An 892-nucleotide genomic window follows, 5' to 3' on the forward strand; every position below is an offset into this window, starting at 1 on the left:
GGCGGTCGGTCGGCTCCACCTCGGCCTCGCCGGGCCGGACCTTCGCCCACAGCATGCGCGGGGCGCGGAACCACACCAGGAGGATCGCCACGAAGGCCAGATAGAGCAGGTAGGTGAAACCCTGCGGGGAGAAGTAGTCCTGGCCCACCCAGCCGCTCAGCACGAAGATCCACACGCCCGTCCACCTGGCGCGCCAGTTCGCGCGCACATGGCGGGCGAGGAGGAACATCGGGGCCAGGTAGAGCAGCTGCATGGTGGTGGGCCACCAGCGGATGATCTCCGTGAAGTCGTCGACGCCGCAGGCCCTGGCCACGAACGCGGCCGCCGCGAAGAAGCCCGGCCAGCTCCAGCGGGCGTCCAGGTCGGGGACCGCCGAGCCGGTGCGGTCGATGTGGTCGAGGAAGCCGAGGTGCTGCCAGGCCGTCGCGAAACGCGGCTCGGCCTCGATCACGGCGGGCAGCGCGTGCAGGGACACCACCGTCGCCAGCAGCGTGACCAGCAGCAGACCCCGGTGCTCGCGGCGCAGCCACAGCAGCGAGGCGAACACGGTGGCCAGCAGCGCCGTCCCGGCCAGCGTCGGCAGCGGCAGCACGGAGACGAGGCCGAGGCCGTCCATGCCGTCCAGGGCGGAGTCGTCCAGCGCGAGCGCGGGCACCCAGTACAGCAGCAGCGCCGCGGTCAGGAGGCAGCCGAGGAGCACACCGGCGCGGGTGGGGCGCGGCAGCCGTTCCCGGCGGGGCACGGGCGGCGGTGGCTGCGCCGGGGACGGGGCGGGCGGCGTGCCGACGGGCCGCGGTGCCGGTTCCTGTACGTAGGGCTCCCCGGCGGCCTCCGCTCCCGTGGACGCCGGTACGGCGGCCGCGTCCCGTGCGGCGCCCTCGCTGTCGTCGAC

At 74.6% G+C, this 892-nt stretch carries 1 pseudogene; it reads right to left on the reverse strand.

Going from position 1 to position 892, the window contains the following annotated elements:
- A pseudogene (locus AOK15_RS47930) lies at positions 1 to 892 on the reverse strand (lipopolysaccharide biosynthesis protein); the annotation flags it as partial.

Origin of the sequence: Streptomyces ossamyceticus (assembly GCF_001418475.1) — a bacterium.
Lineage (GTDB): Bacteria > Actinomycetota > Actinomycetes > Streptomycetales > Streptomycetaceae > Streptomyces > Streptomyces ossamyceticus.